Source organism: Janthinobacterium sp. HH104, from assembly GCF_001758715.1.
Lineage (GTDB): Bacteria > Pseudomonadota > Gammaproteobacteria > Burkholderiales > Burkholderiaceae_D > Janthinobacterium > Janthinobacterium aestuarii.
In genome coordinates this window covers 23135-36635 of record NZ_LRIB01000028.1, presented here as the reverse complement: position 1 = coordinate 36635, position 13501 = coordinate 23135, and the positions used below count along the sequence as shown (strand labels likewise).

General features: G+C 62.7%; 13 protein-coding genes. 1 reads left to right on the top strand and 12 read right to left on the bottom strand.

Annotation, left to right across the window (positions count from 1 at the left end; all coding sequences use genetic code 11):
• Nucleotides 1-83: 83 nt before the first annotated feature.
• From JAB6_RS10995 to queA, 8 genes are all read right to left on the bottom strand, one after another.
• Nucleotides 84-725, bottom strand: coding sequence for a glutathione S-transferase family protein (locus JAB6_RS10995; protein ID WP_070302834.1), 642 nt, complete (start codon nt 723-725; stop codon nt 84-86).
• Between the two features lie 74 nt (nt 726-799).
• Nucleotides 800-1501, bottom strand: coding sequence for a YafY family protein (locus JAB6_RS10990; protein ID WP_070302833.1), 702 nt, complete (start codon nt 1499-1501; stop codon nt 800-802).
• The gene (locus JAB6_RS10985; RefSeq protein ID WP_139143358.1) at nt 1498-2247 is read right to left on the bottom strand and encodes a hypothetical protein; all 750 of its coding nucleotides are present in this window, start codon (nt 2245-2247) and stop codon (nt 1498-1500) included. The genes JAB6_RS10990 and JAB6_RS10985 overlap by 4 nt, the downstream gene beginning before the upstream one ends.
• Before the next feature lie 75 nt (nt 2248-2322).
• A complete protein-coding gene (gene secF / locus JAB6_RS10980) occupies nt 2323-3345 on the bottom strand; it encodes a protein translocase subunit SecF (RefSeq protein ID WP_034745511.1) in 1023 nt (340 codons plus the stop codon).
• A 90-nt stretch (nt 3346-3435) separates the two neighbouring features.
• Entirely contained in the window at nt 3436-5301 is a 1866-nt protein-coding gene (gene secD, locus JAB6_RS10975) for a protein translocase subunit SecD (protein WP_034745508.1), read from the bottom strand.
• Nucleotides 5302-5397: 96 nt separating this feature from the next.
• A complete protein-coding gene (yajC, locus tag JAB6_RS10970) occupies nt 5398-5730 on the bottom strand; it encodes a preprotein translocase subunit YajC (RefSeq protein WP_034745505.1) in 333 nt (110 codons plus the stop codon).
• Between the two features lie 196 nt (nt 5731-5926).
• Nucleotides 5927-7066: a tRNA guanosine(34) transglycosylase Tgt gene (gene tgt / locus JAB6_RS10965; RefSeq protein ID WP_034745502.1), complete on the bottom strand. Its 1140-nt coding sequence runs from the start codon at nt 7064-7066 to the stop codon at nt 5927-5929.
• A 1-nt stretch (nt 7067) separates the two neighbouring features.
• Complete coding sequence (gene queA / locus JAB6_RS10960; protein ID WP_034745496.1) at nt 7068-8123, bottom strand: tRNA preQ1(34) S-adenosylmethionine ribosyltransferase-isomerase QueA; 1056 nt, start codon at nt 8121-8123, stop codon at nt 7068-7070.
• Nucleotides 8124-8301: 178 nt separating this feature from the next.
• Between queA and recG the strand changes: the two genes are divergently transcribed.
• Nucleotides 8302-10404: an ATP-dependent DNA helicase RecG gene (gene recG, locus JAB6_RS10955; RefSeq protein WP_083292667.1), complete on the top strand. Its 2103-nt coding sequence runs from the start codon at nt 8302-8304 to the stop codon at nt 10402-10404.
• Between the two features lie 122 nt (nt 10405-10526).
• On the opposite strand, the gene JAB6_RS10950 is transcribed toward recG, so the two are convergent.
• From JAB6_RS10950 to JAB6_RS10940, 4 genes are all read right to left on the bottom strand, one after another.
• Nucleotides 10527-11018 carry a transposase gene (locus JAB6_RS10950; protein WP_070302831.1) on the bottom strand — a complete coding sequence of 164 codons (492 nt, stop codon included), beginning with the start codon at nt 11016-11018 and terminating at the stop codon, nt 10527-10529.
• 142 nt (nt 11019-11160) lie between these two features.
• Nucleotides 11161-11286, bottom strand: coding sequence for a hypothetical protein (locus tag JAB6_RS29870; RefSeq protein ID WP_257620246.1), 126 nt, complete (start codon nt 11284-11286; stop codon nt 11161-11163).
• Nucleotides 11286-12500, bottom strand: a complete 1215-nt coding sequence (locus tag JAB6_RS10945; protein ID WP_080698372.1) for an MFS transporter — start codon at nt 12498-12500, stop codon at nt 11286-11288. The genes JAB6_RS29870 and JAB6_RS10945 overlap by 1 nt, the downstream gene beginning before the upstream one ends.
• 11 nt (nt 12501-12511) lie before the next feature.
• Nucleotides 12512-13501, bottom strand: coding sequence for a Gfo/Idh/MocA family protein (locus JAB6_RS10940; protein WP_070302830.1), 990 nt, complete (start codon nt 13499-13501; stop codon nt 12512-12514).

Here is a 13501-nt window from a genome sequence, read left to right as displayed (position 1 = left end):
GCGGGTAAAGTCCAAAGCTAGGGATGTCCTGAAAGAGACAGCCCTATCTTATGCGCTGTGCCGCGCCAGCTCCGTGCGCTGGCTCACTTAGCGCACACATTATCCCGCAACAGTTCCACGTCCGTTTCCTGCCAGGCGCGCAGCTGGCGCACGCGGGCAAACCACGCCTGGATGTGCTGGTACTGCGCCAGCGGCAAGCGCACGGCCTCGCTGTACATCAGCGGCGCGGCGACGGCGAACTCGGCCAGGGTCAAGGCATCGCCGCAGAGCCACTCACGCTGCGCCAGATGCGCATCCAGCACCACGGCGCAGGCATGCAGTTCGTGCTCGCCGCGCGCCTCTTCCTGCGGGTCCGCCGGACCATTGCCCATCATGCCTTTCCAGGCGCGTTCCCAGGCCAGCACGCTGATGGCGGGCGCAAAGTGCTGCGCGGCCCAGAACAGCCAGCGGTTGACGTCGGCGCGCGCTTGCGGCGCCTGCGGATAAATCGTCTGGCCCGGCATCTGCTCGGCCAGGTATTGCATGATGGCGCACGATTCCCACAGCAGGAAATCGCCATCGGCCAGCACGGGCACTTTGCCGTTCGGGTTCAGTTCGGCCAGGCGGCGGCGGTCGTCCGCATTCATCAGGTCGACTTCGGCCAGCTCCAGAGGCAGGCCGAGGTGGATCGCCGTCATCAGGGCACGGCGGGCATTCGAAGACATGGGGTGGTGGTACAGGCGCATGATGGATAGCTCCGGTGAGTGAGGAAGCCACCATCGTAGTCGCCGTCACTGACAGTTTTTGTCAGGAGCGAATATCAGGATTCCGGGTCAATCTCGTGCGCCTTGCGCCAGGCATCGAGCAGCACATGGCGCCGCGTGGGATAGCGCTCCGCATGCTGCCGCACGTCGGCGATGCGGTCGATGCGGAAATGCCGGTAATCGCCGCGTAGTTCGCACCAGGCGGCCAGCAGTCGCTTGCCTTCGAAAAAAGCCAGGGCGAACGGCCACACCGTGCGCGAGGTCGCTCTGCCATGCTCATCCTGATAGGCGAGCGTGAGCTTCTGTTCGTAGCGGATCGCCTCGCGCACGGGCTGCACGTAACGGTCGGCCGGCTGCGTGCCATCGGCGGGACGCCCCAGCGGCACCCACAGGCTGGTCTCGGCCATGCTGTCGCGCAGGTCGCGCGGCGAAGCGGCCGCGATCTTGGCCAGGGCATTGCTGGCCGCCTGCGCCAGGCCCGCATCGCCCTGCCGGCGCACCCAGCGCGCGCCCAGCACCAGCGCCTCCAGCTCGTCGGCGCCAAACATCAGCGGCGGCAAGAAGGCGCCGCGGCGCAGCACATAGCCGATACCGGCCTCGCCCTGCAGGGGCGCGCCCAATTCGGCCAGGGTCTGGATATCGCGGTAAATCGTGCGCTCGGAAACGCCGAGCTGCTGCGCCAGCTGGGCCGCCGTGACGGGCACGCGCTTGGCGCGCATGGCGTCCATCAGCAGGAACAAACGGCCGCTGCGGCTCATGGACAAGCCTGCAAAGCCTGGTCGCCCATGACGAGGGCCGACAGGGCCGGCACATACAGATAGCCGTCGGGCAGCATGCGCGCCGCACGCGTCCCCTCCTCCACGCCAGCGATGCCGTAGCAGTGCCGCAGCCGGGCGGCGGTTGGCCACCAGTAGACGGCCGCCTCCTGGTCGGGAAAGCGCTGGCGCACGCTATCGGCCTGCGCCGCCACTTGCCGGAAGTCGCGGTAAAAGGCGGGGGCGATACCCAGCTCCGCGGCAAACGCCGCTTCCTGCGCCGCCGTCTCTGCCAACCGGGCCGCCAGCGCCACCGTTTCATCGTTCAGATCCTCGGCCGCCACACCCGCTTCAACCAGGATGCGCCGCATCTGCGCCCTGTCGACCTGCGCGCGCAGGAACGCCGACTCCTGCAGTGCCAGCACGGCGCCGTCGGGTATGCTTTTGTGCCGCGCGGCCGGGAACACATACAGGGCGCAGCTGCCGGCGCACAGCGTGTCGATGGCGAGACGCCATTGCCGCTGGCGCAGATAGCGGCCCAGCTGCATCGCCGCCTGCGGATCGCCTGCATCGCTATTGACGCGCAACAGCGCGGTGCCCGGCGTAGCCAGCAGCCGCAGCTTGTCCACGTCGCCCTCGGCAATCGGGCCGCGCATGGCGATGCTGCCGGCATCGGCACGACTGAAATCGGCGGCGCCCGCGCATGCCGTCATGCCCGCCATCAGGCCTACCCATAAAAAACGCTTCATCGTCATCCGTTACAAAAAAAAACGACCACCGCAAACGGTGATCGTTCTTTCATTCAAGCTGCAAAAAACCTGCGCTTACACCACGGCGCCGTCGGTTTCGTCTTTTTCCTTGACCGGCTTGATCAAGTCTTCGCGCTTGACGCCCAGCCACATGGCGATCGAGGCCGCGACGAACACGGACGAGTAGATACCGAAGCAGATACCGATGGTCAGCGCCAGTGCGAAGTGGTGCAGGGTCTGGCCGCCGAAGATCAGCATCGACAGCACCATCATCTGGGTAGAGCCGTGGGTGATGATGGTACGCGAAATGGTGCTGGTGATCGCGCTGTCGATCACTTCATGCACGGTCGCCTTGCGCTGCTTGCGGAAGTTTTCGCGGATACGGTCAAAAATCACCACCGATTCGTTGACGGAATAACCGAGCACCGCCAGGATGGCCGCCAGCACCGTCAGCGAGAATTCCCATTCGAAGAAAGCGAAGAAGCCCAGGATGATCACCACGTCATGCAAGTTGGCGATAATGGCCGAGACAGCGTATTTCCATTCGAAGCGGATGGCCAGGTAGATCATCACGCCGATAATCACCACCACCAGCGCGTTCAAGCCATTCTGCGCCAGTTCCTCGCCCACTTGCGGGCCGACGAATTCAACTTTCTGCAGGACGACCGCTTCGCTGCCGGCAGCATCCATACACGCGCTCTTGAGCACATGCTCGCCCTTGTCGGTGACGGTGTCGATGGCCTTGGTCGAGCCTTGCTCGGCCTTGCACAAGGCTTCAAACACGCGCTGCGAGGTGTTCGCGGCGCTGACGCCATTTTCCACCGGCAGGCGTATCATCACGTCGCGCGCCGTATCGAAGCTGGTCACGCCCGGCTCTTCATAGCCCATGGCGATCAGGGTGCCGCGTATGCCTTCCAGATTGGCCGCCTTCGGGTATTTCACCTCCATCAGGGTGCCGCCCTTGAATTCGACGGACAAGTGCAAGCCCTTGTGCACCAGGAAGAAGACGGCGGCAAGGAAGGTCACGGCCGAAATCACGTTGAAAATCAACGCATGGCGCATGAAGGGAATATCTTTTTTGATCCGGAAAAATTCCATGAAATCCTCTGAGTTCTATTCTGTGCGTCCGGCGGCTGTGCCACCGGACGCGATCGCTGTTGACGCTATTGGGTGAGTCGGGGCCGTCGCTTATTTGCTGGTGCCCGGCACCCACACCGTGCCGATCGACAAGGTCGTCAGCTTTTTCTTGCGGCCATACCAGAGGTTGACCACGCCGCGCGAGACGAACACGGAGGAGAACATCGAGGTCAGAATACCCAGGCAATGCACAACAGCGAAGCCGCGCACAGGACCGCTACCGAAGGCCAGCAGCGCCAGGCCGACGATCAGGGTGGTCACGTTCGAGTCGAGAATCGTGGCCCAGGCGCGGTCGAAGCCGGCGGCGATCGCCGCTTGCGGCGTATTGCCGGCGCGCAGCTCTTCACGGATACGTTCATTGATCAGCACGTTGGCGTCAATCGCCATACCCAGGGCCAGCGCGATAGCGGCGATACCTGGCAAGGTCAACGTCACCTGGATCATCGACAGCAAGCCGACCAGCAACAGCAGGTTGGTGGCCAGGGCCAGCACGCTGAAGGCACCGAACAGCATGTAGTAGGCGATCATGAAGACGGCGATGGCGATGAAGCCGTACAGGGTCGAGTGGAAGCCCTTGGCGATGTTTTCCGCGCCCAGTTGCGGTCCGATCGTGCGTTCTTCGATGACGGTCATCGGTGCGGACAGGGCGCCCGAGCGCAGCAGCAGCGCCAGTTCATTCGCGTTTTCCGCGCCGCCCATGCCGGTGATCTGGAAGCGCGAACCGAGTTCCTGCTGGATGGTGGCAACCGACAGCACTTCCGGCTTGCCCTTTTCAAACAGCACGATGGCCATGCGCTTGCCCACGCGTTCGCGCGTCGCTTCGCGCATCTTGCGGCCGCCGTCGCCGTTCAGGTCGATCGATACGGCCGCCTGCTGGTTCTGGTCGAAGCTGGCCGTGGCGCTGGAGATATAGTCGCCCGTCAGGATTACGTCTTTCGCCAGCACGACAGGGACGCCCTTGCCGACGGTGAACAGTTCCGAGTTGAACGGAATGGCGCTCGACAGTTCGGTGCCGGGGACGATGGACTCATCGACCAGGCGCACTTCCAGGGTAGCCGTGCGGCCGATGATGGCTTTCGCGCGGGCCACGTCCTGCACGCCAGGCAATTGCACCACGATGCGGTCAGGGCCTTGCTGCTGGATCAGCGGCTCGGCCACGCCCAGCTCGTTGACGCGCTTGGACAAGGTGGAGATATTCTGTTTCACGCCTTCATCGATGGTGGCTTTCAGGGCAGCCGGCTTCAGGGTGATGTTCAGTTTCAAATCGCTGCCTTCGCCCGCATCGGCGAACGCCAGTTCCGTCATCTGGTCGGACAGGACATTTTTTGCCTTCACGCGCGTTTCCGCGTCGCGGAAGTTGATTTGCACGCTGTCGCCCACGCGTTCGATGCCGGCGTGGCGGATATTCTTGTCGCGCAACACGCTACGCGCGGCGGACTGGACGCCCTGCACTTTCTTGTTCAGTACGGCTTTCGCATCGACCTGCATCAGGAAGTGCACGCCACCGCGCAAGTCCAGGCCCAGGAACATGGGCAAGGCATGCAATTTTTGCATCCACAATGGGGTATTGGCTTGCAGATTGACCGTCACGATGTAGGCGGGATCGCTGGCATCGGTGTTCAGGTCTTTTTCCAGCACCAGTTTCGCCTTGAACTGGGTATCGGGATCGGCGAAACGTACGCGCACGGAGGCGAGGTTGCCGGCGCCATCCATGGTGACACCTTCCGACTTGACGTTCTCTTTCGTCAATATTTGCTCGACTTGCGTCATCAGCTCGCCCGTCACTTTGACGGTCGACTTGCCGCTGGTTACTTGCAGCGCCGGTGACTCACCGAAATAGTTGGGCGCCGTATAGAGTGCGCCCAGCAATAAGGCGACGACGATGATGATGTATTTCCAGGCAGGATAGCGATTCATATTGATTCAGCGTTCAGTGTTGAGCGTCGGAGGCGTCGCGAGGGGCGGCGGGTAGCCGCCCCATTCAATCATTGCTTTGGCAATGACAGCGATGAATTACAGCGCCTTCAGGGTGCCTTTAGGCAGCAAGGTGGTGATGGAGCTCTTTTGCACCGTGATTTCGGTGCCGGTCGCCACTTCGATGGTGACGTAAGCGTCCACTACCTTGACAACACGGCCCAGCATGCCGCCGGCGGTAACGACTTCGTCACCCTTGGCCAGCGCGTCCATCATCGCCCGTTGTTCTTTGGCGCGTTTTTGCTGTGGGCGGATCATCAGGAAATACATGACCACGAACATCAATACCAGCGGCAGGAAGCTGGTCAGGTTGCCGCCGAGGCCCAGGGCGTCGGTTGGGGCTTGCGCATAAGCGTTGGAAATGAAAAACACGGTGACTCCAGTTCTAATCAGTTTGAAAAAATAGCGCTGTATTCTAGCATTGGCAATCCGCCAAGCCTCCAATTGCAGGCATGGCAGCTTCAAATGGGGCTAAAAAGGCATTATGCAATGCTTTATCGCCCCAGTCCAAGCACCAATACACAAAACTTCCGGCCATGCTGCGGCCAGGGCGCCAGATAAGGTTTTCTTAAGTTCCGCGTGCGCGTTCCGCGTGGAATTGCAGGGTAAACGCGTGGAAACGGTCTTCATCGAGCGCTTCGCGCATCTGGCGCATCAGGTCCAGGTAGTAATGCAGGTTGTGGATGGTATTCAAACGCGCACCGAGGATTTCCTTGGAGCGGTGCAAATGGTGCAGGTAGGCGCGCGAGAAATTGCGGCAGGCGTAGCAGCTGCAGGTCTCGTCCAGCGGCGCCTGGTCTTCCTTGTACTTGGCGTTCTTGATCTTGATGTCGCCAAAACGGGTGAACAGCCAGCCATTGCGGGCGTTACGTGTCGGCATGACGCAGTCGAACATGTCGATACCGTTCGACACACCCGCCACCAGGTCTTCCGGCGTGCCCACGCCCATCAGGTAATGGGGCTTGTTGGCCGGCAGGCGCGGGCCCACGTGGGCCAGCATGCGCATCATGTCTTCCTTCGGCTCGCCGACGGACAGGCCGCCGATGGCGATGCCGGGGAAATCGATTTCTTCCAGCTTGGCCAGCGACTCGTCGCGCAGCATTTCGAACATGCCGCCCTGCACGATGCCGAACAGCGCATTCGGGTTTTCACCGCGGTGGAACTCGTCCTTCGAGCGCTGCGCCCAGCGCAAGGACATGCGCATGGACTTGGCCGCTTCCTCGATGGTGGCCGGACGGCCCTGGATTTCGTACGGCGTACATTCGTCGAACTGCATGACGATGTCGGAATTCAGGACGCGCTGTACCTGCATCGACACTTCCGGCGACAGGAACAATTTATCGCCGTTGATCGGCGAATTGAAATGCACGCCCTCTTCCGTGATCTTGCGCATGGCGCCCAGCGAAAACACCTGGAAACCGCCCGAGTCCGTCAAGATCGGCTTGTTCCAGCCCATGAAACCATGCAAGCCGCCGAATTTTTCCATGACGGTGTTGCCAGGACGCAGCCACAGGTGAAACGTGTTGCCCAGAATGATCTGCGCGTCGATCTCGTTGAGTTCCAGCGGCGACATGGCTTTCACGGAGCCGTAAGTGCCCACTGGCATGAAGATCGGCGTCTGCACGACGCCATGGTTGAGTTTCAAGGTACCGCGGCGTGCCTTGGTCAGGCCGCTCGTGTCGGTCTTGAGTAATGTAAATTCCAGCATGTCAGTCTTTCACGGGAGTATCAAGGTTCAGCGCAGCGCGCGATTGCGTGGTGAGCAGCATCGCATCGCCATAGCTGAAGAAACGGTAATTCTGCGCAATCGCATGCGCGTAGGCGCTGCGGATCGGCGCATAGCCGGCAAAGGCCGACACCAGCATCAGCAGGGTCGACTTCGGCAAATGGAAGTTGGTGATCAAGCGCGTCACCGTTTTAAACGCATAGCCGGGCGTGATGAACAGGGCCGTATCGGCGCTGCCCGCCACCAGCTGGCCGCTTTGCGAGGCCGATTCCAGCGCGCGCAGGCTGGTCGTACCGACGGCCACCACGTCGCGCCCGGCCAGCTGCGCGGCGCGCACGGCGTCGACGGTTTCCTGCGGCATGGTGTACCACTCGGTATGCATCTTGTGTTCGGCCAGCACCTCCGTGCGCACGGGCTGGAAGGTGCCAGCGCCCACGTGCAGGGTCACATAGGCGAAGTTGACGCCCTTGGCCTTCAATTGATCGAGCAGGGCCTGGTCGAAATGCAGGCCGGCCGTCGGTGCGGCGACAGCGCCGGGCACCTTGTTGAACACGGTCTGGTAGCGCGTCTCGTCGAATGCATCCGCATCGTGCTCGATGTACGGCGGCAGCGGCAGCCGGCCATGCGCCTCGATCAGCTCGAACACGTCGGCCTCGAAGTGCAGGGTAAAGAACTCGCCGGCGCGCTGGCCGACCGTCACATCAAAGGCGTCGGCCAGGCGGATGCGGCAACCGGGCGGCGGCGACTTCGACGCGCGCACCTGGGCCAGCACGGTGCGGTCATCGAGCACGCGCTCGACCAGCGCCTCGATCTTGCCGCCGCTTTCCTTCACGCCAAAGAAGCGCGCCTTGAGTACGCGCGTATCGTTCATCACCAGCAGGTCGCCCGCCTGCAACAGCCCGACGATGTCGGCGAACTGGCGGTCGACCAGAGCGTCGCCGTCCAGATGCAACAGGCGCGAGGCGCTGCGCTCGGCCAACGGAGTTTGCGCAATGTTTTCTTGCGGCAAATTAAAATCGAAATCGGAAAGCGAATACATGCGTTTTGCTTCAAAAGTACGTCAAAAATGATTAGGAGTGCGCAATGGAACATCTGGCACTATACTGTGCGCCTATACAGGCATTACAATAATCCGCCGCAACAATTTACGACTGCGGTACGCACAGGGTGTGCCGGACAACCCTCTATTTTACGCTAGCGGCACCAAAACCTTGCATATGTCCGATCCAAAGCCCGATCTTCCTCCCACGGCCAAGCCGGCCACCAAGCCGAAAGCCGTCAAAAAAGTGGTCAGCACGGAAAGCCGGCTGGCCAAACTGGGCTTGCGCACGGACATGGACCTGGTGCTGCACCTGCCGATGCGCTACGAGGACGAAACCAAGGTCTACACGATACGCGACGCCTGCCTGCGCGGCGGCGAGTCGTGGCAGGTCGAGGGCATCGTCACCAAATGCGAAGTCAATTTCAAGCCGCGCAAGCAGCTGCTGGTGACGATCGCCGACGAAACGGGCAATTTGCTGCTGCGCTTCATGAATTTCTACGGCAGCCAGGTCAAGCAGCTGGCCGAAGGCACGCGGGTACGCGCGCGCGCCGAGCTCAAACACGGCTTTTTCGGCGCCGAGATGGTGCACCCGACATATAAAGTGGTCAACGAGGGAGCGCCCCTGCCCACGGCGCTGACGCCCGTGTATCCGTCCGGCGAAGGCCTGTCGCAGCACGTGCTGCGGCGCGAGATCGCCGACGCCATGCGCCGCATCGACTGGCAGGACACCTTGCCCGACCAGCTGCTGCGTGAAATGCAGCTGTCGCCGTTCCGCGCCGCCGTGCACCTGCTGCACTATCCGCCGCAGGACATCGATGAAAGCGCGCTGATGGACCGCTCGCACCCGGCCTGGGTGCGCATGAAGTTCGATGAACTGCTGGCGCAGCAGCTGTCGCTGAAACGCGCCCAGCGCGCGCGCCGCTCGAAGGGCGCCGCATCGCTACCCATCGTCGGCACCCTGTCGAATGCATTCGGCGCCGCCCTGCCCTTCAAGCTGACGGGCGCGCAGGCGCGCGTGCTCGAGGAAATCCGCGCCGACCTGCGCCTGCCGTATCCGATGCAGCGCCTGTTGCAGGGCGACGTCGGCAGCGGCAAGACGGTGGTGGCGGCATTGTCCGCCACGCAAGCGATCGACAGCGGCTACCAGGCCGCGCTGATGGCGCCCACGGAGATCCTGGCCGAGCAGCACTTCCGCAAGATCGCCGCCTGGATGGAGCCGCTGGGCGTGAAGGTGGCGTGGCTGACGGGCAGCCTGAAGAAAAAGGAAAAGACGGCCGCGCTGGCCCTGATCGAATCGGGCGAAGCGCAGCTGGTGATCGGCACGCACGCGCTGATCCAGGATAACGTGCTGTTTGCCAAACTGGGTCTGGTGATTGTCGACGAGCAGCACCGCTTCGGCGTGGGCCAGCGCCTGACCCTGCGCAACAAGGGCGACAGCGCGGCCGTTCCGCACCAGCTGATGATGTCGGCCACGCCCATCCCGCGCACCCTGGCCATGACGTATTACGCCGACTTGGAAGTGTCGGTGATCGACGAGCTGCCGCCCGGACGCAGCCCCATCGTCACGCGCGCCATCGACCAGAACCGGCGCGACGAAGTCATCGCCCGCGTATATGCGGCCGCGCTGGAAGGCCGGCAGGTGTACTGGGTCTGCCCGCTGATCGAGGAATCGGAAGCGCTGCAGCTGCAGACGGCCACCGACACCTATATGATGCTGGCCGAAGCCCTGCCCGCGCTGCAGGTGGGCCTCGTGCACGGCCGTTTGAAACCGGCGGAAAAGCAGGAAGTGATGGACGCCTTCATCGCCGGGCATATCCATGTGCTGGTAGCCACCACCGTCATCGAGGTGGGCGTCGACGTGCCGAACGCCTCGCTGATGGTGATCGAGCACGCCGAGCGCTTCGGCTTGTCGCAGCTGCACCAGCTGCGCGGGCGCGTGGGCCGCGGTTCGGCAGCCAGCGTCTGCCTGCTACTGTACCAGGGCCCCCTGGGCGGCGTGGCGCGCCAGCGCTTGATGACCATGCGCGAGACGACGGACGGCTTTGAAATCGCCCGCCGCGACCTGGAAATCCGTGGCCCCGGGGAGTTTCTTGGCGCGCGCCAGTCCGGCCAGGCCATGCTGCGCTTCGCCGACCTGGAAACGGATCAGTGGCTGGTAGATCAAGCCCGCGACGTGGCGCACGATTTGCTGCACGCCACCACGGCCGCCGCTGCAGCCACCGTGGAAGCGCACCTGGCGCGCTGGCTGGGTGGGAAAGAGGAATTTTTAAAAGTATAGGTCTTACATTGCATGCTTTGGGCCGTTTTCGGATTACGCGCTTTGCGCTAATCCGACCTACTCACGACGCAAACGGTAGGTCGGATTAGCGTAGCGTAATCCGACAACATTGTTAGCGCTGCTCACTCCCGCCCAACACCCTTCATATCGACAACATCCCCGCCCCAATCCGCAGCACACCATCCCTGCTTTACATACCGGTGAAAACTGGAATACGGCCAATCGATGACTTTACTCACAAGGCCGTGCTTGACGGGGTTGTAATGGATGTAATCGATATGATTGGCGAGGTCGCGTTCGTCGCGTAGTACATGCTCCCAGAAGCGGTGCTGCCAAATATCCTTAATTCCTGCATGTTTGCTGAACCACGTCTTGATCAAGCGCCAGCGCGTCATGAAATCGGTATCGTCTTCAGGCAGGGTCCAGATGCAGTGCAGGTGATCGGGCAGGATGACGATAGCGTCGATAGCGAATGGCCGTTGATGCCGCACGGCGCGGAAAGAATCACGCAGCAAATCCACGGCATTGGCAGCAGAAAAAACGGGCCGGCGATGGGCAGTCACCACCGTGAAGAAAAAGCTGCCACCTGGCTGGAATGCGCGTCGGTATCGCATGATTTTGCATAGTTTCCGAGGATTGTCGGATTACGGCCTTCGGCCTAATCCGACCTACGCGATATACGCGGCGGCAGGTCGGGTAGGTCGGATTAGCGTAGCGTAATCCGACTTCACGCAAACCACATTGCGCCCACGCAGCCTACATGCACATCCAGAAGCGGTTCGCCAGGTCGAGCATGAAGTCGGGCCGCAGATAGGCAAGGAAGACAATGGCCAGCAGCGCGGCGCCAGCCAGGCGCCACAGCCATGTGCGCCAGCTGGCCATTACGCGGCCACCGCCACGCGCTTGACGGCGCGCTCGTCGATGGGCAGGTTGATCAGCGCGGCCAGCAAGCCCAGGCCGATGGTGATCATCCACACGATGTGGTAACTGCCCTGGTGCTCGTACAGATAGCCGCCCAGCCAGGCGCCGAGGAAACTGCCCACCTGGTGCGAGAAGAACACCATCCCGGCCAGCATCGACAGATGCTTCACGCCGAAGATGCCGGCGATGATGCCGTTCGTCAGCGGCACGGTCGACAGCCACAACACGCCCATGCCGGCGGCGAACAGATACACGGACCACGCCGACAATGGCGCCAGCAGGAACGCGGTGATGACCACGGCACGCGTCACGTAGATGGCCGACAGCAGGTAGCGCTTGGCGATCTTGCCGCCGAGTTTGCCCGCATAGTAGGAGCCGACGATGTTGAACAGGCCGATCAGGGCCAGCGCCGTGACGGCGACGTTCGGGTTCATCAGGCCCTGGTCCTTCAGGTAGGCCGGCAAGTGTACGCCGATGAAGACCAGCTGGAAACCGCAGACAAAATAACCGGCCAACAGCAGCCAGAACGAGCGGCTGGCGATCGCTTCGCTGAAGGCGGCGCCCACGCTTTGCTGCGGGCCGCTGGCGTGCGAGACGGGCGGCTCGCGCAGGTAGAAGGCCATCGGGATCATCGCCAGCAGCACCAGCGCGGCCAGCACATAAAAGGCGTTTTGCCAGCCCACGGCGGAGATCAGCTGCTGCTCGACGGGCATCATCAGGAACTGGCCGAACGAGCCGGCCGCCGACGAAATGCCGAAGGCCCACGAGCGCTGCTCGGGCGGCGCGCTGCGCCCGATGATGCCGCTGATGGCGCCAAAAGCCGTACAGGCCAGCGCCAGGCCGATGAAGATGCCGGAGCCGACGATGAACAGGGTGGGCTGCGTCACGAGCGCCATCCACACGAGGCCCGCCATGTAGCTGATGGCACCGACGATGACGACGCGCATGGTGCCGAAGCGGTCGGCCGCCATGCCGGCGAACGGGCCGAAGACGCCCCACATCAGGTTTTGCATGGCCAGCGCCAGCGAATACGTTTCGCGCGTCCAGCCATTGGCTTGCGAGATCGGCTGCATCCAGAAGCCCAGGCCGTGGCGCACGCCCATCGCCAGGGTCAGGACGACGCCGCTGGCGATGAGGACAGTTTTCAGGCTGGGACGGGATGAGTGCAATGTCATGGGATTCCTGTTCACGCCTGGTCGGCTTGGTAGACGAGGCCGATCTGGCCGCGCATGGTGTCGAGATTGCGCATCAGCGCCACGCTGTCGGCGTGCGGCATGAGGGGGCTTTCCAGCAGGCCGGCGCGGATGCAGCGCATCGCCTCGATGGCCTCGTGCGCATAGCCATTGCCCAGGTGGGGGGCAGCGACGACGCGGCGTTCGCCGTCCATCATTTCGACAATCAGGTGATCGGGCTTGTAAAAACGGTTGGGCAGCCGGATGCGTCCCAGGCTGCCGGAAATGGTCATTTCCGTCGGCGTCTGCGCGCGCAGGCTGCAGGCGCAGGACGAGGTGCCGCCGCCCGCATGCAGCAGCGAGAACACGACCTGCTCGTCGACGCCGGTGGCGCCCATCTCGGCCAGCGCCTGCACCTGCGATACGGGGCCGAGGAAGAAGGCCGCCATCGACAGCGGATAGATGCCCACGTCGAGCAGCGCGCCGCCACCGAGCTGCGGATTGAACATGCGGTGCTCGGGCGGGAAATTGGCGACAAAGCCGATATCGGCCTGCACCTGCCGCAGCACGCCGATTTCGCCGCTGGCGATGATGCGTTGCGCTTCCTGCACGGCGGGCAGGAAACGGCTCCACATGGCTTCCATCAAAAACAGTTTTTTCTCGCGCGCCATATCGACCACGGCCTGCGCTTCGCGCGCATTCATGGTGAACGGTTTTTCGCAGACGACGTGCTTGCCGGCGGCCAGGCACAGCAAGGCATTTTCCGCATGCAGGGTGTGCGGCGTGGCGATGTAGATCACGTCCACGCCAGAATCGTCAGCCAACGCCTGGTAGGAGCCATGGCAACGTTCGATGCCGAATTCGGCGCCGAAGGCCTGCGCACCGGCGCTGCTGCGCGAGGCGACCGCCACCAGTTGCGCACCGGGCGCATCGCGCAAGCCATTGGCCATCGCGCGGGCGATCTTGCCGGTGCCGAGGATGCCCCAGCGGACGGTGTTTTCCAT

Bases quoted from the DNA above. Each gene is read 5' to 3' on its own strand.
- JAB6_RS10995 (WP_070302834.1), bottom strand. From the start codon at position 725: ATGCGCCTGTACCACCACCCCATGTCTTCGAATGCCCGCCGTGCCCTG.
- JAB6_RS10990 (WP_070302833.1), bottom strand. From the start codon at position 1,501: ATGAGCCGCAGCGGCCGTTTGTTCCTGCTGATGGACGCCATGCGCGCC.
- JAB6_RS10985 (WP_139143358.1), bottom strand. From the start codon at position 2,247: ATGAAGCGTTTTTTATGGGTAGGCCTGATGGCGGGCATGACGGCATGC.
- secF (WP_034745511.1), bottom strand. From the start codon at position 3,345: ATGGAATTTTTCCGGATCAAAAAAGATATTCCCTTCATGCGCCATGCG.
- secD (WP_034745508.1), bottom strand. From the start codon at position 5,301: ATGAATCGCTATCCTGCCTGGAAATACATCATCATCGTCGTCGCCTTA.
- tgt (WP_034745502.1), bottom strand. From the start codon at position 7,066: ATGCTGGAATTTACATTACTCAAGACCGACACGAGCGGCCTGACCAAG.
- queA (WP_034745496.1), bottom strand. From the start codon at position 8,123: ATGTATTCGCTTTCCGATTTCGATTTTAATTTGCCGCAAGAAAACATT.
- recG (WP_083292667.1), top strand. From the start codon at position 8,302: ATGTCCGATCCAAAGCCCGATCTTCCTCCCACGGCCAAGCCGGCCACC.
- JAB6_RS10950 (WP_070302831.1), bottom strand. From the start codon at position 11,018: ATGCGATACCGACGCGCATTCCAGCCAGGTGGCAGCTTTTTCTTCACG.
- JAB6_RS29870 (WP_257620246.1), bottom strand. From the start codon at position 11,286: ATGGCCAGCTGGCGCACATGGCTGTGGCGCCTGGCTGGCGCCGCGCTG.
- JAB6_RS10945 (WP_080698372.1), bottom strand. From the start codon at position 12,500: ATGACATTGCACTCATCCCGTCCCAGCCTGAAAACTGTCCTCATCGCC.
- JAB6_RS10940 (WP_070302830.1), bottom strand. From the start codon at position 13,501: ATGGAAAACACCGTCCGCTGGGGCATCCTCGGCACCGGCAAGATCGCC.